Raw genomic sequence first — 19,559 nt, 5'->3', positions numbered from 1 at the left:
TGGAAAAACCTCCAATGCATTTGGTAAGTGCTTGGAAGATTTACACATGATCTCCTTCTCAACCTAGAAGAGCGGTCTCCTCGGCTGTAATATTTATGGATTTGCTAGCACCATATAATATAAGTTATTGAGAAGCCATTTAGATCGGTGGGGCATATGGATATTCTAAAGCATCTCCTCGACCTAGACTGGGAAGGGGTTGTGGATGAGATAATAGGCTTTGTTAAGAGCTATGTAGAGAGATCTGGAGCCTCCGGGGTTGTGGTTGGCCTTAGCGGGGGTGTGGATAGCTCTGTAACTCTATCCCTCCTAGTGAGGGCTCTAGGATCTGAAAGGGTGTTAGGGCTTATAATGCCCACGAGCTTCACACCAAAGCAGGATGTTGAAGACGCTATATGGCTTGCAGAGAGGCTAGGTATTAAATATAAGATCATAAATATAGATGGGATTGTTGAGGAGTATAAGAGATCCGCCGATGTTCAGGAGAACCCCTCAACCAGAATAGCCCTGGCAAATCTAAGGGCGAGGGTTAGGATGACACTGCTATATCTACATGCAAACCTAGGCAACCTCTTAGTAGCAGGCACATCTGATAAGAGCGAGATACTCCTAGGATACTACACAAAATATGGGGACGGAGCCTCCGACTTCCTATTAATATCCCATCTCTACAAGACACAGGTTAGGGAGCTGGGGAGGAGGCTGGGCCTGCCAGAGAGGATATATGCGAAGCCCTCATCACCCCAGCTATATCCTGGGCATAGGGCGCGCGATGAGCTCCCAGCTGACTATGAGATCATAGACCAGGTCTTCTACCTAGTATTCGACAAAGGATATAAACTAGCTGAGGCCTCTAAAACCCTTGGAATAGATCCACATATAGTAGCCTCTATAATCAAGAGATATTTAGCCACAGAGCATAAGAGATCATTACCACCATCTCCAAAACCATATACAATATTAATAGATAGGAGGAGCCTTGAATATGAGGTAAGAACAATCCTAAACCACGTCTAAGGCTCGGAATTCTAGATAATCCACATAACTCCCTATCTCTCTAAACCATCGTGAAAGCTCTCGGTTCTTATCTATAAATTACTATTAAGGACTGTTGATCCGCCTCATACATTAAAATACTCGACTCTATGCCCAGGGGTGCTGATCTTTATAAGCGCATCAACATCGTATAGAGATAGTGTTTGGCTTGAATAATAATTAGTAGCTGATAACCCATCATAGAATATTCTATATCGACTAAATAGATCTTCATAGGAATATAGAATGATATTCTATCGCACCACTCATAATAAATATAACAACCAGCCTTCGATATTGATGAACGGATCGCTAATTATTCATCAACGATCTCTAATCTGACCTCCTCCCCGCCCTAAAGGGCGAGGGTTCCCTCTAGAGCGGGGAGGTTTGGGCTACATTCCAGGCTCTCGCCTGGTTTAGCCTCTCGCCCGGTCTTAGGCGTGTTACCCCTACCCCGCATAGTGTGGGGCTCGGGGTTATGGCCTTCTTTTTAGCCAAGATATTGAATGCCCCCACAAGATCTGCATTGAATACGATGCTATGCTTATAGCATTTGAACAGCCCTCTCGATATTCTCTCATGACTCTCTATAGTTCTGCATATTGGGCATGTTCTGGATGTGTTTTCCTCATCAACATGCTCAACCTCTATACCATATTCCTCTGCAACATCTCTCAATCTTCTCAGTAGATATCCATAGCTCCATATATGGACAATCTCAAAGTTAACCTTAGAACCCATACCAGGCTCCTGTGCAGCGTATTTCGGATGACCAACATATATCCTCTTAACACCTTCACTATATAGCCATTCCAACGTGTTCCTCACAGCCCAGTCAATATAGCTCTTTATCTGCCTCCTCCACTTCTTATACATCCTCCTAAGCCTCTTAGATGTTTTAAAACCATATCTATTCAATGTGCTTTGATACTCTGATATCTTATCCCTCCAGTAGAAGCTAATAGCCTTCAAAGGCCTCCCATTGACAAGCAATGCAGATCCATCATCAACATATACAGCCAATAAATTGTTAACACCTATATCTATGCCAGCCTCTTTATCTCCAAGAGGCTTGAGAGGGATCCTAAAGCTACTATTTCTGATCACCTTTTTATCAACCTCATATGATACATACATATACCATTTCTTATCATCATGGTCATAGTGTATCTCAGCCCTACCCTGCCTCCCAGAAATATGTATTCTGCCTGAGTACTTGACCCTTATAGATCCTATGGCTCCCAAGCCATTGATAACTATGTACTCGCCATCAATGTTATATTGATCATTTCTGAGGACTGTCCATAGTGTTCTCCTCCCACCCCTCTTCCTATATCCAGGCGGATTAACTTTCTTTATGAATGGTGGTAGCCTTCTCTCCTTCTTAGCCTTCAGAGACGAGAAGAACGATCTCCAAGCCTCATTATTTTTATTCAAGATCTGCTGTGTTGTTGCAGACCCGATTAACTTCTTATACCTCTCATAGAACTCCTTATATGTTTGCTTAAGATCTACTTTCTTTTCTTTGAAGAACTGCCTCCTCCTAGCATAGTTAATCTCGTTCCAGAGCTTCGAGGAGATATCACATAGTTTCCTCAGCCTCTCCTCAGCCTCCTCATCTGGCAGTAGTCTCAGCATCACAGCTCTGATCAAGATATCACGCTCGGCCCCTGCGGGCATAGAGATAGGGTTTTATAGCAGATAGGGGTTGGCCCGCCGAGGCCCATAAGGATTGTGGAGCAAAGCTTATAAGCATATCGCCATCCCCGCCCTAAAGGGCGGGGCTTTCAGCTATAAAATATTTTGACTAGACACAGAGCCTTATTGTGTGAGAGTATTGAGTGTAGCCCTTAAACTCATTATTCTAAGGGAACTTCAAGCTCTTCGAGGCAGGCTAAGGTTAAAGATGCCATGGATATGGATTATATATTTTTACAAGCAGCTATAGGTATTAGAGCTTAGATGGAGTATATGGAGCTTAAGGAGATGGTGAGAAAGGCTCTTAGAGAGGTTTTAGAAGAGGAGCCCAGATTATTATTGGAGATCTTAACGAGTAAGCCGGAAGTGCTACAAGAGGCCCTGATCAGGGTAGCTCCCTGGGCATCCATACTTAGGTCGATACGTATTATTAGAAGATCTATGAAGGATATGGCTACAAAGAAAGATCTGGAAGAACTGCAGAAAATAATGGTGACAAAGAAGGATTTGGAGGAATTGCAAAAGGCTATGGCTACAAAGAAAGATCTAGAAGAGTTACAGAAGATCATGGCAACGAAAAAAGATCTAGAGGCTATGGCAACTAAGAAAGATCTAGAAGAACTAAGGAGGTTTGTCCAGATAAGGCTTGACGCTCTAGGAGCTAGGTGGGGTATCCTTAATGAGGAAGCCTTTAGAGAGGGTGTTGCATCTATCTTGAAAGAGACTGGCTATAAGGTTGAGAGATGGATATATATGGATAAGGATGGATACGTCTATGGTCATCCATCAACTATAGATATGGATGTGCTAATAAGGAATGATACCCTGATCCTTGTTGAGATAACCTCGAGCGTTAGAAGGGGTGACTATATATATGTTAAGAGAAAAGCCGAGCTCTATGAAATGGTTATGGGTAGGAAACCTGCGAAGATATTCATTATAACACCGTATATAGATGATAGAAACCCCGACGAGATCATCTTAAGGGCACGTGAAAAGGGTGTCGAGATAATAGCCCCTGAAGATGTTATCAAAGAGATTTAACTACAATTCTAATAGAAGACATTATATAGAAAAATATATAGCCATTATAGCTGAAAGCCTCTTCTTCTAAGGCGGGGATTACATTAAGCTCACTAGGCTTTGATGTAATCACCCTCACTAAGCGATTAGGTAGTAGTAAGGGTTCTAGCTCTCATCGTCATCATACAACTTCCAGGGGTAGATATACACTCGTATATATTTTTGTAGTCTCAATATAGATAGTCCCGCTTATAGTGGGATAGTGTAATCCTCAAGACCGGGCACAGGGCTGAACCAGACAGAGAGCCCGTGGCATAGCCCAGAACTTACCTGCTCCCATAAGCGGCGAGGATGACGGTATCTAGTCTGATCTTTTCGATCTAGAGTATATATGTACTCTTCCACGCGGCTATATGATCCGCTATCGAGCTAAAATTAGATATTACTGTTATTAACTAAAAGCCCATTCCGAAGGATAAAGAGAGGGCCCGAGCTATTTAGATGGAAGCAATTATGTCGAATCCTTTTCGTTCTTCTCAATAGCCTTTGCAATACCTATCTTAGTAAGGAGGCGCATCGTTATATAGATCTTGTTCCAGGCTGCCTGTAAATAGGGTGTTATGCCCATCGGTAAGAGCATCATAATTACTATAAATAGAATACCTGTGACAACCATGTTCCAGCCTCCTAGATAGTCTGAGAGATATCTTTCAACAATAGTAACTAGGATAGCCCCTATTATTGGGCCTTCCATAGTGTATAACCCGCCTATTATGCTATATATAAGCCCATACACAGAGATTAGAGGGCTAAAAGTTGTATCTGGGTTTACACCCTGTGAATATAGTATGTATAGACTTCCAGAAATCGCCCCTAACGCCCCAGATATAGATAAAGCTATTGTCTTCATCGCAAATGAGTTATAGCCCATAGTCTCGGCTCTTACCTCGTTATCTCTCACAGCTATCCAGGCTAGAGTAAGTGGAGTATATGATAATTCTTTTAATAATATATATGATAGATATAGGATCGTCAGAGCTGCAATATATATGTTTATAGAAATCCTGAAGGGCCCTGGCCTAGAAGCTATAGATGTTATGATGGAGACAAGTGCTAGGGCATATATTATGCATATTAAACATACCAGTAATACCGAGCTCTGTAGAAAAACCCTCCCTCTTCTAGGTGAAAACCTATGTAGATCTCCTAAACGGAGACGACCAGCTGATCCGAGGATAAAAGTATTTATCAGCATTATAGAGAACGCTAAGATCGATATAATAGGGATCAGGGTTGATGTAAAAACCTCCGGGATCTGTATAATTAACCCCTGCTCAGAACCGCTTATAGCTCTAAGCTCCCTCCTTCTATAGAGGAAATATACTATGAGGAGTAGTGTCAGTGTGATAAATGCAAATGGGACGCCTCTAAAGGCTTTTTTAGCTATAAAGGCTATAGCAACACCTACTAGAGATCCTATGGATGCGGAGACTATGATAGCCGGGAAATAGGGGATTCCCAGCCATATTAGCTGATAAGTAGTGACATAGGCTCCTAGACCGAAGAAAATTGCATGTCCGAAGTTCAGAAGTCCTAAATATCCTAGAAGTAGCGAGAACGATAGAGCATAGATCGACATTATATATGCATAGGTTAAAATAGGTATAAGCCTAGCAACACCGATCCCCTCCAAGATGACTGGAAGTAGCAACAAGACGATGAAGAGTAAAAGAGATCCAGGATACCTCATATAACCACCTTACCTAGAATACCCCTAGGCCTCACAAGCAGTATAGAAAGCATAACAGCGAATATAGAGACCTCGCTTAGGTAGGGAGCATAATAGGCACATAACTGCTGAACTATCCCAACCAGTATTGATGAGAAGATCGTTCCCTCTATACTTCCAATACCACCGATCACTATTATAGCGAATGCGTATAGAAGGTAGTTAGTGCCTATTAATGGATAGACACCCTGCCAAGGGACTAACAGGAATCCTGCCGTTCCTGCTAGCATAGAGCCTATTGCAAATGTGATTGTGAATATCCTCTCAATGTTAACCCCGAAAGCCTGTATCATCTCTCTATCATCTATCCCTGCCCTTACAAATAAACCATACTTGGTTCTAGTAAATAGATAATACATAGCCATAGAAAGAAATGCACCAAATAGTATTAGAAATAGCCTATATCTGTATATTATGATCGGGCCTATATATATAGTTCCTTCCAACCATTGGGGAGACCATATATAGGTTATATCTCCCCATCTCAGCCACGCCAACCTATCTAGAAGAATCATAAGCCCTACCGTTATTATCACCTGAACTAGGGGTTCTCTCCTAATCTTTAGCAAGAACCTCTCTATAGCGAGCCCTATCAGCCCTATCGAAGTAAGGGATGCTAGTAAGCCGTAGGCCATGTTACTGGTCCTCGATGCTACTTCATAGCCTATGTAGGCTCCTAGAGTGAATAGGCTTCCATGTGCGAAATTGACGATCCTCATAAGCCCGAAGATTATAGAGAGGCCGAGGGATAGCATTAGAAATATGAATCCAAGGGCTATACCATCTATAAGGGCTGATAAGAGCAGTTCTAAGGAGATCCTAGACACCCGAGTTAGCTGATAGGTTTAGATATGTGTTAATTAATATCTGATCCCTGTGAAGATCCTCTGTAGAGCCTTCAGAAACGATCCTACCTCCATTAATTATAGCATATCTCCCACTCATTCTCTTCATAAGCATAGGCCGTGTCTCAACTATAATCATTGATATACCTTCCTCCGATAGTTTGGAGAGCACATCGGATATCTTGGAGGCATAGAGAGGGCTTAAGCCTTCTATGGGCTCATCAACCAATAAGATCTTTATATTGGGAGAGGCAATAGCCCTACCTAGATTTAACATCTGCTGTTGACCACCACTCAGCTGGGAGGCTCTGAGCTTTCTTAGCCTCTTCAGATCTGGAAATAAACTGTACACATACTCGATCCTATCCATAGCTTTTTCCTTTGAAAGGCCAAGTCCCAGTAGAGATGTCATGAGATTCTCTTCAACACTTAGGCTTGTAAAAAGCCTTCTGGTATCAGGAACATACCTGATACCGAGCCTAGCCCTCACATATGGAGGCTCTCCAGTTATATCTATACCATCAAGCTCTATCGTTCCTGAAGAGGGCTTTATAAAGCCCATTATTGTTTTAAGAAGTGTTGTTTTTCCAGCTCCGTTCCTGCCTATGAGGAAAAGTATTTCCCCTTTATTAAGATCAATGTGTATTCCTTGTAATATGTACAGAGAACCTATGTATACCCTTAGATCCCTTACCCTAAGCATCGCTGGCACCTAGATAGGCTTCTATAACCTCTCCATTGCTAACCACATCATTGTATGAGCCATCGGCAAGTATCCTACCCTCATGCATAACTATAACCCTATCGGCTAGGCTTTTAACAACCTCGAGCTTATGCTCAACCAAGATAATAGTTAGGTTAGAGGTTGCTTCTTTAAGGCTTTTAATCAGCTTAATTATACGGGGTACATCCTCGGCAGCAAGGCCAGATGTGGGTTCATCGAGTAGCAATAGTTTGGGTTTCGCGGCAATGGCCATAGCTATATCGAGTACCCTCTGCTCGGCTTGGGTTAAATGTTGGGCTAACAACCACTCCCTTCCTTTAAGCCCCATATTATCTATGATCTCGTGGATTTCCCTATAGAGCTCACCGTCGCTCTTTCTCTGTAATATGTTTATCAGATCCCAAAATCTCATGGAGTTTTTAACGCCAATGATGCTTGCCCTCATATTATCAAAAACAGTTAGGCTTTGCAACACGCTGTTACTTTGAAAAGATCTCGATATCCCTAGCTTAGCCCTCTCATAAGGAGGTTTCCTCGTGATATCGATCCCCTCGAAATAGATTCTACCTGTATCGGGGTAAATAACACCGCTTATAAGGTTAAGGAAGGTTGTTTTTCCAGCCCCATTCGGCCCTATTATCGCTGTTATCGATCCCCTCTTAATCGATATAGTAACATTATTTACAGCTATTAAGCCTCCGAATTTCTTAGTGATGTTTTCGGTTCTCAATATCTCGTTCATCTAAGTTTCCTCCTCATGAGAATCGCTATGGAGATCGCTGCAACTACTATGGCTATAGATGCTATAGCTATAGCTGTTATTAATGTGGTGTCTAGACCTCCGGCCGGGGTTACAGTACTTATGGTAATTGTTATAGGCTGTGTCATTGTAGGTGTTTGAATCGCGCCTGGCCCTACTATAGCTATCTGGGAGTTGGCTTCCGCCTTTAGGCCTATGGAGTCTCTGCATCTAAGAGTTATATTGTATATACCAGGCTCTATGAATGTATATGAAATGCTGGTGCCATTAAGGGTTGCCCTACCTATGATCCATTCGCAGATATATGGTGGAGTACCCCCTTCTATGAGGGCTGAGATGGTTGCTGTGAAAGGTGCTGTGCCAGCTATTGGAGCTCTTATGCTTATGGATAGATTCTTTGGGTATGGCTTATATGTTGTAAGGATCCTCGGGATTATCTTTTGAATCGGTATCGTCTCAATATATCGGCCTATCACTAGCCCATAAGTATCGGAGCCTGGATCGCTATCAACCACCATCTTAACTATGTAATATGGTCTCAGAGCCTGGTGATCCTCAGGCCTTATGGTTGTAGTCCCCATAGGGGTTTCAAGTGTAAGTCCTTCAAGAAACGCTATCATTCTATCAGTATTCAGATCTGGGACAGCTTTGATAGCCTCTACTATAAACTGAGCTGTGGCAAATGCCGGTGGATGCCATAGATCTGGTACTCTGGCTGATGATAGCTTATCCAGCGCTTTACACTGATGCCCTCTGAGGAAGTCATATGGATATATGTTTTCCTCTTTCATCATCCTCTCGAGGATATTATAGAGAGGGCTTGGACTCGCTCTATACGCGTCATAGGTTACTACGGTTAAGTTTTCCAGAGAACCCTGCATCCCAGGTATACAGAAGTTTATATAATTAGTAGTATATAGGTCGATCATTATGCTTGCAAGAGGTATCCTGCCCAGGATGTTCAGGGCTGCCATATCCCTTATTATAAGGCTGAAATCGCCAGCCCATATAATTCCGATCACATCAGGCTTTGAAGCGTTTATCCTTAGTAGATATGGCTTGAAATCTGTAGTAGTTAGAGGCGCCCATTCAAGAGCCACGATCCTGGTGCCTGTGTATCTAGATAGGGCTGCCTGTATAGATTCCATAAATGACCAGCCGAATTCATAGTCTGCCGCTAGAAATGCAAATTTTCTATACCCCTGGATCTCGACCATATAGTAAACCATCGCAAGCGCGTCCTGCTCAACATTTCTCGCGACTCTGAAGACGTATTTATTGAAGATTGGGTCTTGCGTTATAGAGGCCGCGGCAGCAGGTACTACAAAGTAGAGTTTACCATATTGCTTAGCTATTGATGCCAGAGCAACAGCTACACTGCTAAAGCTCTCACCAGCAAGTATATCGGCTTTCCACTCCTCTATCGCCTCCCTCGCTTTGGCTACAGCTACATCGGGGCTTCCTCTTGTATCAAATACTTTGACTATTATCTTTCTACCATCTGGTAGGTTGTAGCTAGCTTCTTTGAGATCCATGAGGAGAGCAAGGTTCTCAGGCTTTCTATCTCCCGTGGCATATTCAAGCCCTAGATGGAAACCTTGTATAGCCCAGGTTCCATAGAAGTTCAGAGCAGGCGCTGTTCTCGGCTGAAAGAATGCTATTTTTATAGTCTGTTTAGGTCCTTGAGCATTGATAACAGCCACGAACGATGGATTCGCTATTGATATGAACAGCAACGCTAGGGACATATATATGGCTATTCTCATATATCTCTCTTTTTCCCATATCTTATACATATGTTTCTTTACGCTATTTTTCATTCTATACACCTCCTGACAAAAGGATTCTTAAAGAATTGATCTCACGATCAATGATTATAGGATCTCTTATAGCCCTATATTCTCCCGTCTCCACCAAATCTATGAAGATCTTTACTGCTCTATTGAATTCTGATGCTCTCTCTATATTTACTAGATGCCCAGCCCCTCTAAATATGAGAAGTGTTGAGCTGGCTATCTTTTTATGGAGTTTATATGCATTACCAACTGGAACAACCATATCTTCATCTCCATGTACGATTAGGGTAGGTACGGTGATCTTGGAGACCTCGTTAGATAGGTTGAAATTAAATACTGCACTAGCTTGGTTCAGATATGCCTCTGGAGGCTGGGGTATTGAGATCCTGTGCTCTATAAGAAGGTTTAAAATATCTTGATTCTCGTCATACCACTTCCTCGAGAAAGCATATTTCATCTTATATCTATATAGCTCCCGCTCATCCTTGATACCGCTGGGTGGAGGTCCGAACATAGCTTGTATAGTCTCCATAGGCGGCGGATCTATGTCTCCTCCATGGTGGGTTGCTACGAGTATGAGAGATTTAACCCTGGAGGGGTATTTAATAGCGAATTGCTGGGCTATCATCCCTCCCATCGATACCCCCAGTATATGGGCTCTCTCTATATTGTTTGCATCAAGCACCATCTTGAGATCCTCTGCGAATAGATCCATAGTATATGGGTATGGAGGTTTGTCTGACCTTCCCACGCCTCTGTTATCAAAGACTATCAGCTTCAACTCTCTCGATAGATCTTCTAATTGCATAATCCACATCCACATAGCATATCCAAGACCTTCCACAAGTACTAAGGGAGGTCCTTCGCCCTTTACCTCATAATAGATCCTTGCATCTCCAGATACTACATAGGGCATTAGCCCCACCTCACCACCGTTGCACCCCATATGAATCCTGTGCCTCCAGACGCTAGTACTATTATAGATCCCTCTTTAATAAGCCCTTTTTTAATACCTAGATCAAGACCTATTATCATATCGCTGCTCTGTGTATGCCCATAATCCTCTAGGTAAGGTGCTTTACTAGGATCTAGGCCTAGCTCTTTGATCAGCTCATTGTGGAAGCTTCTCTTCATATGATTAAGGATTAGTAGATCTATGTCTCTCACGCTATACCCACTTCTTTCAACAGCCTCCTTTATAACTTTCACAAAGTTTTTCTTACTGGTCAAAGTAAGATCTTTTCTCAGAATATCTCTATCCATTAAGCTTTCGAAGAAAGGTCTCTTTAAGGTCTCTAGGTTTTTGCTGTCTCTAAATATTGCAGCTCCAAGGGATCTAACTACTAGAGCCCCCCAGAACCTTCCATCAGTTATGAACGAGCTTTCGAGAACTACATTTCTATTATATCTTCTAGATACTATAATAGCTGATGCACCATCTGCGAAATCATAGACCCAGCTTGTATTAGGATCTCTATAGTTAACAAGATAAGACTCCTTAGAGGATGCAACTAAGACTATGTTACCAGCAAGATCACTTATTCTCTTAGCTATAGCGAGACCCACCGGATATCCTGCACACATAGCAACTATATCAAATGCAAATACATCAGTAAGACCCAAAGCCTCCTGAATCCGTGTAGACATCATCCAAACTCCATAGTCCTTAAATTCACTTCCTATATAGATGATCGCATCTATATCCTTAGGACTGATACCGGCAGCTCTTGAAGAGTCAAGCGCATTATATACAGCTTTTATAGCCATCTCAGAAGGCATTTCATGCGGACTACTAATTCTCTTTACCCTCCAACCTTGTTTCTCCTCAATAATTTCCACAGGGATCCCACTTATCTTTGATATATCATGACTCGTTACTACATGATCAGGAAGATAAAGTCCATAGGAAACAATACCTACCATAAATGTCTCCAAATAGTGAGTCACTATTCAAGCTTATAAATTAATATTGCGTTGCTAATTATTAATGCGCCTCTTAATAATATCATTTAAAACGTGAGATTTATAAATGCTGATTCACTTTTCAAATTGAGAGGGCTAGAGGGGAAATCGAGTGCTTGAAAACGCTGTAAAGATAAGTTATTCAATAGATATTTTTGACACTATAGGAGAACTATACTCAGCCAGAACAGCAATTATCGAGTATGAAAATAATAATAAATATAATTATAATGATCTGATTCAAAGATCCTTAAGGGTCGCAAAATACCTCTCTGATTTATCTATTAAGGCCGGTGATAAAATTGCGACTCTCCTAATGAATAGGATTGAATATATAGAATTATTTATAGCTTCTCGAAAGATAGGAAGCGTTTTAGTGCCTATCAATTGGAGGCTAACACCGGGTGAAATAAAAGCGATTATAAGGGATGTAGAGCCAAAGGCGGTCATATACGAGCCGATCTTTAGAGAGCTAGTTGAGAGATCTGTTGAAACAGATCTAGCTTCTAAAATCATAAAAATAGTTACTGATTCGGAACCCCTAGGCCCGGAATATTCTTACGATGATGCACTAAGATCCCAGAGCATCAAGGGTAGACGCAATATAGATTTTGAGGAGCCAGCTATGATCCTTTTTACAGGCGGTACAACTGGCGTACCCAAGGGTGCTGTGATACCGTATAGACAGATCTTTTATAACATAGTATCGGAGATACTTACCTGGAGACTAAAGGAGGATCACAAAACAATAGTGCTTCTCCCTCTATTCCACACAGGTGGATGGAATCTGTTAACATTACCTCTTCTAGTTCGTGGAGGCCTTCTATACCTGGTGAAAAAATTCGATCCCAAGATCTTTTTAGAAATAGTTGAAACATCAGAGGGGCCGATGGTAATATTCGCGGTTCCCACAATATATTATATGATAATGAAAGCCGATGGATTCAAAGAAACCCGCTTCGATAATGTAGAGTGGATGCTCAGCGGGGGCGCACCCATAGACAAGAGAATCATGGAGGAATATTGGTCTAAGGGTGTGAAAATGGCGCAGGGCTATGGAATCACTGAGGGCGGGCCTAACAATATAACAATGCCGATATATGATCTTTCCTTAGAAGATATCAAGGCTAGGTGGAAAAGCGTTGGCAAACCCTTTGCATTTAATGTAATTAAAATTATCGGTCATGATGGGAGGGAGCTAGGACCTAATGAATATGGTGAGATCGTCATATGCGGCCCACTCATATTCTCTGGATATTGGAAAAGAGATGAAGAAACAGCTTCTATACTGAGGAATGGATGTGTATATACAGGAGATATAGGCTTCTACGATGTAGAGGGCTACTTCTACGTAATAGATAGGAAGAAAGATATAATAAAAAGTGGGGGTGAGCAGATCTATCCAAGGGAAATCGAAGAACTGGTTCTGCAACACCCCTCTGTGGAGGATTGCGCAGTCATAGGTGTTCCCGATGAGAAATGGGGGGAGGTTCCAAAGCTTATAATAAAGCTAAAGCCTATGCATAAGATCTCTAAAGAGGAGATTATACAATTCCTTGCTGGAAAGATCGCAAGATATAAGATACCAAAATACATAGCGGTTGTTGACGAGATCCCCAAAAGCCCCGCTGGCAAAACTTTAAAGAGAGTTTTAATAGAAAGACATGGCATGCCTAGGGATGAACTTTAATTCCCCTGTGTCTCTGGTTTCTTAGCTATTAAGATCTTCGCATCGAATATGGCTACTAAATCACCTGCTTGGTTTAGAATCTCATTCCTAATAGTGATTAAACCATATTCTCCTCTATCGACTTTTTCTAAAACGGTCATTCGTACCTTTATCGTATCACCTATTCTAACGGGTTTTATAAATCTAAGCCTATCTATACCATATAGGGCTACCAAGCTACCCTCGAATATCCCTAGCCTCATCCATAGCCCAGTTGCAATAGATATGACTAATAGTCCATGGGCTATTCTACCTCTATACATAGTTTTAGATGCGAATATCTCGTCTGTATGAAGACTATAGAAATCACCGCTTACACCTGCAAAATTTATTATATCGCTTTCAGTAATAGTTCTACCAGGTGTTTCAAAAACTGTACCAATCTGGAAGTCTTCATAATAGAGCGGGCTAGGCATTACCTATCATCTCTGAATATTTCTTTTTAAGATAAGAATAATCTATTTTCCCAATAGCTGTTTTTGGCACCTCTTCAACGATCCAGATGTACTTGGGGATCTTATAGCTGGCTATCTTATCCCTGAGATATGCCTTTATATCATCTGGGGAAATCTGGTAACCCGGCTTGGGCTTTATAACTGCTGCTACAGCTTCAACCCACTTGGGATCTGGTACACCAAATACAGCCACCTCCTCAACCCCTGGATGCCCTCTTATTGCCTCTTCAACTTCGGATGGATATACATTTTCTCCTCCGGTTTTTATCATAAACTTCTTTCTCTCTATAAAATAGAAGTAGCCATCTTCATCAACAATAAAAAGATCTCCTGTTCTAACCCACCCATCAGGAGTTATAACATCCATCGTCTCCTTAGGTCTTCTCCAATATCCTGAAAAGACTATAGGTCCCCTGACCTGGAGCTCCCCTATTTCCCCTGGCTTAGCTTCCGAACCATCATCCTTAACCACCCTAAGCTGGACAAAGAGCCCTAGCTTTCCAACACTCATGGGCTTTTCCCTCATAGTGTTCTCAGGTGTATATAGAAGGTTAGGACCTGCTTCCGTCAACCCATAGCCTTGGAAGTATCTAGCCCCTTTATCCCAATATATTTTAACTAGGCTAAGGGGGCTCATACCTCCACCGCTTTTGAAGAATCTAACAGTGCTGAACTTAGCATACTTGAATTTAGGTGATTTAGCCATCATATGGAACATTGTAGGTACTGCAATCACTACTGTGCATCTCTCTCTATCAATAATCTCGATTGCTTCGTCAGGGTCGAACTTCTTGACTATAACAATGGTTCCACGTACCGTGTATAGAGGAATCGTTATTACATGCCAACCTCCGGTATGGAAGAAGGGAAAGAAGACAGGCGATATATCATTTGGAGTTAGGCCCCACGAGATCACGGTATTTATACCATTCCATAGAACCTGTCTATAAGGTATCATAGCAGCCTTGAGACCCCCCGTCGTACCGCCTGTATAGAGGAGCATGCTTATATCCTCCTCAGAGAGGATCTCTTTTCGATATGTTCTTTTCAGTTCTACTCTATGTAATCCCCTTAACTCCTCTATATCTACCCTTGCAGGCTTGTGGAGACTCATCTCAAATGATCTCCTTAAAAGATCTTCGAAATCCTTATGATAAAAGATCACCTTAGGCTCAACATCATCGATCATGAAAGCAAGCTCCTTAGCAGAGGCTCTCCAACTTAGCGGAGCTAATATAGCCCCTTTCTTAATTGTAGCCATATAAATCGATAGGTATTCCATGTTGTTATATGAGAGAACAGATACACGATCCCCCCTACTGATTCCTAGATCCTCTAATATAGTGGCAATGTTGCTCGATGCTTTCTCAATATCTAGATATGTATATACCTCTCTAGACCCCCAGGAATAATCTATGACCGCTATTTTATAAGGATCCAACCTTGCAGCATTTTCAGCCAAGTCTAAGGATAAGCCTAATATACTCTTTAAATCCAACCCTTTCAACTGGTGATTCACCATTCAAAATTACTCATTGGTAGAAATAAATTTTCGTATTCTGAAGAGGTAATTAGTGGGAGCCCTGGTCAATGTCTCGGTATGGTATAGATAATAGACAGAAGATCATAGAAGCCTTCGCAAAATTAGCACTTAAGAAAAGCTTCCGTGATATATCTTTGAAAGAAATCTCAGGATTAGCGGGAATATCTACTACACAGTTCTATACATATTTCAAATCTAAGGATGATATGCTTAAATACTACGCTGAATATCTATTAGAACATATTGAGAATATAGTTAAGGATTCATTTAGACATCAGCTCGGCCTCCCCAGCAAAATCAGAGGTCTCATATACATATTCTCAACACTTATGAACGATGAGAAGCTAGTTGCTTTTCATAGAGTGTTTAGAGAGTTTGAGTTTATCAGAGAGGATCTGGCTAGGCTTTACTATGCAAATCTGTTTAGAATGATTAGCAACATATTGAATGAGGATAGGATCCTCATTGAAGCGATAAACCCCCTAGTTGCCACGCTTACGATTATAGGAAGTGCTGAATTTATATATCTCTTTCGACAGATATTCGGTGTTCCAGGTAATATATTGATCGACATAGAGGTTGCTGGAGATCTAATACTGAAGGGACTGGGAGGAGATAAGATACCCCCTACTATGCAGATAAAACCCTCTAAAGATCTTGTAAGCTTGGTAGAGGAGTATGAGATATATAGATCTGCTAATATTTCCGAGAATAAGTGGAATATATTAATAGCTACGATCAATACCATATCGAGTAAGACCTTCAGAGAGGCAAAGATCTATGAGATTATGGAGAAAACCGGGTACTCCGTTGGCATGTTCTATAAGTTTTATAAGAGTAAAGAGGATCTGCTAAGGGATCTCGTAGCTCTTATCGGTAAAACCCTAAGAAGGTATCTAACACTATGCACCTCGGAAGCCAGAGATCCTATCGAGCTCGAGATAATGGGTACAGCATGTTTCCTAGGGTTCATAGAGAAGAATAGCAATATATATAGAATTGTTAGAGAGTCTGAATACATAGATATAGAGATAGCTAAAGCATACTATATCCCATTCCTCAGAGCATATGCTAAGAGAATAGAGAAGGATAGAAGCAAAGGGCTTGTAAACATATATGAACCTGAAAGTCTAGCCATATCACTCATGGGGATCAATCATATGGCTGGTATTATGAACATGATTCTCGGAGAGCCAGACAGCGAGGAGATCTTGACAAACCTTGCAAAGATCTATTCAATGGGTTTACTTAGAAGAAGCCTCTCCACATAGTTAGCTATAGAGATCATCTCGTTAAGGTTATAGACAAAAAACTATCTAAATGAAGTTAAAGGGTTATATAGAGAATAGAGTCGCTAAACTAGCTGACATCCTACCCGCCCTTAAAGATGGGGTTTCGCCCTAGATAGAGAGAACCAGGCTATATTCCAACCTAGTACATAGTTCAGCTCCATGCCCGGTCTTAGACGTGCTAACCCCTATCCTGGTTAAAGCAGTTATATAGGTATGATTATCTATGAAGGCTCTTAAAGGAGCTTTATAATATTAGGAGGGTTAACCCTATATTATATGTGGAGCTTTAGACTCTCTTTTATGACCTTAACTACCACGAGCGTTGATGTTCTCTCAATCTCTGGTGAGTTTATCATGCTTTCTAGGAACTTCATGAAGCGCTCTCTTGATGGGAATTTAGCCATTACCACGAAGTCTATGTCTCCTAAGACGAAGTATACTGATTGTACATATGGGTGGTTTGCGATCATCTCTCCTATCTTCTCGTGATACCCCTTTCCATATCTCCCTCTCACAAGTGTTATTGTTATGTATTCAAAGCCTAGTTTCTCGGGATCCAGGATTGCTCCGTAGGACTTGATAAGCCCCATAGACTCTAGCTTTTTAACTCTATAGTAGGCTGTTGGCTTTGGGATCTTAAGCTTGGATGCTAATTCGTTATAGGAGATCCTTGCGTTCTCCTGGAGCATTCTGAGGATCTCGAAATCTATCGAGTCTAACCCCTGGATAATGGCCTTTTTATCACCTTCAATGGGCAATCATCAGCACCATTCACTAGTTATGGTATGGGGTTTAATTAATCTGTATATAGATTGATACAATGTATAGATCAGAGCTATTCTTGTAAATAGCCAGCTGGGAAGCTCGCCAGCTATAGTGTATCCTTGTAGGGCTATCTTTTTATGCTAACTAGATCGGCAACCCCTTTTAAGGCTAGGAAGATTGCTAGAGGCGCTTCCACCTCGTAGTATGCCTGGGTATTTGCCTCGAATTCTATGCCGTAGAAGTTTATCCTGGGGATCTTAGCTTTTGTTTTGATCCTGGCTTTCATGTTGTTGAATGGGGATAGGTGGGGCCCTAGCTCGAAATCCTCAATCCTTGTTATATCTATTGGATATGCTATTAGGCCTGACTTGCCGTTTATAGAGTATGGTATTCTCACTAGCCTCGATATATCCATTGTAACCTTTTCATCTATATAGACCTCATATAGATCCTTCCTCCAGATATCGCTAAGAGAGTCTATAACCTTTCTACTGATGCTCCTAGAGATACCTGTGAGATACGAGACAACCTCTTTATCGCCTACCCCCACAAGCCTGAGATATGTTCTAGCTATCCTCGATGGTATACCCCCGTCAACGGCTCTCGGAGGGATGGGGGTTCTCTTCCTACGCTCGCCACCCTTGTAATACTCGTCTGGAGAGAATCCAGAGCCCCTTATATATTCCACCAAGATCCTCCTCTCCTCCCTCCCAAGGCTTCTTAGGTTCTCATCTACATAGCAGTGTATGTGGAACCCCCTGTTACCTGAGAAGCTGGCCTCGATGGAGGATCTCTGTATCCCGATCTCCTCGACCAGGATGTCTATAAGCATTGCAAGGCTTCTCTTGGCAAGCTCTATACATCCAGGCTCTATAATCTCTATCTCCTCAACCCCACCGCCAGAGGGGCATTGACTCTCAGGAGGCTTTCTCCTCAGCTCGCCCTCGCCCGGGCAGTAGTATAGCTTCTGTACAGAGCATCCGGGGATCTGATCTGCGTCTATATCGAATAACAGATCAGAGCCTCTCCAACCCTTCTCATCCATTGATGGGGCCGAGGGCTGTAGATAGACGGCTGATGAGTAGTATAGATGGAGTGGGGGCTTCTGGGATATATATCTCCTCAGCTCCTCAGGGGATCTAAATGAGAGATGCCTAACATATGACTGTGAATCGAATGGCTGTAGAGCGAACTCCCTGAACTCCATATCATCCGGAAGCCTTAGCTCAGCCTTTGAATAGTAGCCTGCGAAGAGGCTTTTTAAAAGGGACTGGCTACTCTGATCTCGGCGCGACGTAGATGACAAGCCTTGCTCCCCTTGGCATTGAAAGGGCTACCTCGCATGGCCTGTCAGTGCCAAATGCTATCGATGTCTCCTCAGCTATCGAGCTCGCCTTAGCAACCTTATCAAAATAATCTATGGTATAGGAGGCCTTCTCAACATCCCCACCGCTGTGTTGGTGCTCAAGAAGCCCCCCACCCTCTAGGGTTAGGATTATCTCTGCCTCAGCAATCTCAGAGGATCCCGAGATCCTCAGGCCCTCGGGTGTTGAGCTAAAAGTTATAACCTCGCCAACCTCCGAGAAAACCTTATATGCTGAGTAGAATGCCTGGGGATACATCCTAGATCTAACCGGGAAGTCTATCTTGAGCTCCGGAACCTTCTCAACAGCTGAGCTACTGAGTATAGGTATTGAGAACCTCCTACCAACCCCCTGGGGCGCTATCAGCTCAACCCAGAACCTCTGACCATCATACTCGAGGGCAAGCTCATCCTTCTTACTAGCCCTCTTCAAGATCTTGGAGAAATCCTCAAAACTAACGGGGATATCTGCCTCGCCCTCAACATCGAACACCTCAAAGCCCGCTGAGGGTACATGGAACTCTATAAGGGCAACATGACTAGGATCCATAGCCCTTATCATAAAACCATCACCAGTAACCCTAACAGAACCTATATCAACTAGATCAGCAACCGCAGCTAGAGCATACCTCCACACCCTAGCATCTAGAAACCTCAGCTTGAACCCCGTAACCACCACCAACTATTTAGAAGCACAAGGACTAATAATAGGTATCCACGCTATAACCCCGTCAGCTATAAAGTTCATAAACATGCTTGGTATTACAAGGGAAACTC

General features: G+C 42.3%; 17 protein-coding genes. 4 read left to right on the top strand and 13 right to left on the bottom strand.

Features of this window, described 5'->3' with window-relative positions; all coding sequences use genetic code 11:
* Positions 1-156 precede the first annotated feature (156 nt).
* Positions 157-1,017: an NAD+ synthase gene (locus tag QXE01_03170; GenBank protein MEM4970238.1), complete on the top strand. Its 861-nt coding sequence runs from the start codon at positions 157-159 to the stop codon at positions 1,015-1,017.
* Positions 1,018-1,410: 393 nt separating this feature from the next.
* Here the strand turns inward: QXE01_03170 and QXE01_03165 are convergent, their stop codons facing one another.
* The gene (locus tag QXE01_03165) at positions 1,411-2,691 is read right to left on the bottom strand and encodes a transposase (GenBank protein ID MEM4970237.1); all 1,281 of its coding nucleotides are present in this window, start codon (positions 2,689-2,691) and stop codon (positions 1,411-1,413) included.
* Positions 2,692-3,009: 318 nt separating this feature from the next.
* Here QXE01_03165 and QXE01_03160 point away from each other — a divergent pair, with 318 nt between their 5' ends.
* Positions 3,010-3,780: a DUF3782 domain-containing protein gene (locus QXE01_03160; protein MEM4970236.1), complete on the top strand. Its 771-nt coding sequence runs from the start codon at positions 3,010-3,012 to the stop codon at positions 3,778-3,780.
* A 490-nt stretch (positions 3,781-4,270) separates the two neighbouring features.
* Here the strand turns inward: QXE01_03160 and QXE01_03155 are convergent, their stop codons facing one another.
* From QXE01_03155 to QXE01_03125, 7 genes are read right to left on the bottom strand one after another with little or no spacing between them, the layout of a single operon-like run.
* Positions 4,271-5,509, bottom strand: a complete 1,239-nt coding sequence (locus QXE01_03155; GenBank protein ID MEM4970235.1) for a branched-chain amino acid ABC transporter permease — start codon at positions 5,507-5,509, stop codon at positions 4,271-4,273.
* Positions 5,506-6,375 (bottom strand): branched-chain amino acid ABC transporter permease, encoded by an 870-nt coding sequence (locus tag QXE01_03150; GenBank protein MEM4970234.1) that lies wholly within the window; start codon positions 6,373-6,375, stop codon positions 5,506-5,508. The genes QXE01_03155 and QXE01_03150 overlap by 4 nt, the downstream gene beginning before the upstream one ends.
* The gene (locus tag QXE01_03145; GenBank protein MEM4970233.1) at positions 6,368-7,096 is read right to left on the bottom strand and encodes an ABC transporter ATP-binding protein; all 729 of its coding nucleotides are present in this window, start codon (positions 7,094-7,096) and stop codon (positions 6,368-6,370) included. Before QXE01_03145 ends, QXE01_03150 begins: the two co-directional genes overlap by 8 nt.
* Entirely contained in the window at positions 7,089-7,859 is a 771-nt protein-coding gene (locus tag QXE01_03140; protein MEM4970232.1) for an ABC transporter ATP-binding protein, read from the bottom strand. The genes QXE01_03145 and QXE01_03140 overlap by 8 nt, the downstream gene beginning before the upstream one ends.
* Positions 7,856-9,697 (bottom strand): ABC transporter substrate-binding protein, encoded by a 1,842-nt coding sequence (locus tag QXE01_03135; GenBank protein MEM4970231.1) that lies wholly within the window; start codon positions 9,695-9,697, stop codon positions 7,856-7,858. The genes QXE01_03140 and QXE01_03135 overlap by 4 nt, the downstream gene beginning before the upstream one ends.
* Before the next feature lies 1 nt (position 9,698).
* The gene (locus QXE01_03130; GenBank protein MEM4970230.1) at positions 9,699-10,589 is read right to left on the bottom strand and encodes an alpha/beta hydrolase; all 891 of its coding nucleotides are present in this window, start codon (positions 10,587-10,589) and stop codon (positions 9,699-9,701) included.
* Positions 10,589-11,596 (bottom strand): 3-oxoacyl-ACP synthase, encoded by a 1,008-nt coding sequence (locus tag QXE01_03125; protein MEM4970229.1) that lies wholly within the window; start codon positions 11,594-11,596, stop codon positions 10,589-10,591. The genes QXE01_03130 and QXE01_03125 overlap by 1 nt, the downstream gene beginning before the upstream one ends.
* 151 nt (positions 11,597-11,747) lie before the next feature.
* Here QXE01_03125 and QXE01_03120 point away from each other — a divergent pair, with 151 nt between their 5' ends.
* Positions 11,748-13,325 carry an AMP-binding protein gene (locus QXE01_03120; GenBank protein MEM4970228.1) on the top strand — a complete coding sequence of 526 codons (1,578 nt, stop codon included), beginning with the start codon at positions 11,748-11,750 and terminating at the stop codon, positions 13,323-13,325.
* Here the strand turns inward: QXE01_03120 and QXE01_03115 are convergent.
* Complete coding sequence (locus QXE01_03115) at positions 13,322-13,780, bottom strand: MaoC/PaaZ C-terminal domain-containing protein (GenBank protein ID MEM4970227.1); 459 nt, start codon at positions 13,778-13,780, stop codon at positions 13,322-13,324. The two genes, QXE01_03120 and QXE01_03115, sit on opposite strands and share 4 nt — an antisense overlap.
* Complete coding sequence (locus QXE01_03110) at positions 13,773-15,326, bottom strand: AMP-binding protein (protein ID MEM4970226.1); 1,554 nt, start codon at positions 15,324-15,326, stop codon at positions 13,773-13,775. The genes QXE01_03115 and QXE01_03110 overlap by 8 nt, the downstream gene beginning before the upstream one ends.
* 83 nt (positions 15,327-15,409) lie before the next feature.
* On the opposite strand from QXE01_03110, the gene QXE01_03105 reads away from it, so the two are divergent.
* The gene (locus QXE01_03105; protein ID MEM4970225.1) at positions 15,410-16,633 is read left to right on the top strand and encodes a TetR/AcrR family transcriptional regulator; all 1,224 of its coding nucleotides are present in this window, start codon (positions 15,410-15,412) and stop codon (positions 16,631-16,633) included.
* 293 nt (positions 16,634-16,926) lie between these two features.
* Here QXE01_03105 and QXE01_03100 read toward each other — a convergent pair whose 3' ends face one another.
* The 3 genes from QXE01_03100 to QXE01_03090 form a co-directional block, all read right to left on the bottom strand.
* Positions 16,927-17,412, bottom strand: a complete 486-nt coding sequence (locus tag QXE01_03100) for an Lrp/AsnC family transcriptional regulator (GenBank protein MEM4970224.1) — start codon at positions 17,410-17,412, stop codon at positions 16,927-16,929.
* A 134-nt stretch (positions 17,413-17,546) separates the two neighbouring features.
* The gene (locus QXE01_03095; GenBank protein ID MEM4970223.1) at positions 17,547-18,725 is read right to left on the bottom strand and encodes a DNA primase small subunit domain-containing protein; all 1,179 of its coding nucleotides are present in this window, start codon (positions 18,723-18,725) and stop codon (positions 17,547-17,549) included.
* On the bottom strand, positions 18,694-19,458 hold the full coding sequence (locus QXE01_03090) for a hypothetical protein (GenBank protein ID MEM4970222.1): 765 nt from the start codon (positions 19,456-19,458) through the stop codon (positions 18,694-18,696). The genes QXE01_03095 and QXE01_03090 overlap by 32 nt, the downstream gene beginning before the upstream one ends.
* Positions 19,459-19,559: the final 101 nt, after the last annotated feature.

The sequence above is a fragment of the Sulfolobales archaeon genome (assembly GCA_038897115.1).
In the GTDB taxonomy this organism is placed as follows: domain Archaea; phylum Thermoproteota; class Thermoprotei_A; order Sulfolobales; family AG1; genus AG1.
This window is presented reverse-complemented; position numbering and strand designations above follow the sequence as displayed.